This window comes from Mesorhizobium escarrei (assembly GCF_935825525.1).
GTDB lineage: Bacteria > Pseudomonadota > Alphaproteobacteria > Rhizobiales > Rhizobiaceae > Mesorhizobium > Mesorhizobium escarrei.
Genome location: NZ_CAKXZT010000167.1, coordinates 1 through 238, shown reverse-complemented (window position 1 = coordinate 238; position 238 = coordinate 1). Strand labels below are relative to the sequence as shown.

General features: G+C 63.0%; 1 pseudogene. It reads left to right on the top strand.

Annotation, left to right across the window (positions count from 1 at the left end):
* Nucleotides 1-238: pseudogene (locus tag NMG80_RS38065) on the top strand (alpha/beta fold hydrolase); the annotation flags it as partial.

Sequence of the window (238 nt, the reverse complement as noted above, 5' to 3'; positions counted from 1 at the left end):
ACATTGCATTCAACCGGCTGGACGGCGACGTAAATGAGCGCCTCGTTCGGGGGCGCGAAGACATCTATTTCGGTGCAGAGTACGCACAGTCGGCGGGGACGCCTCTACCCGCCAGCGTCGTGAAGTATTACGTCGACGGCCTGACCTCGAACCCCGACGCACTTCGTGGCAGCTTTGGGTCGTATCGCGCGATCGACACCACGATTGCGCAGAACGCGCGGCGCAAGACGCGGCGGCT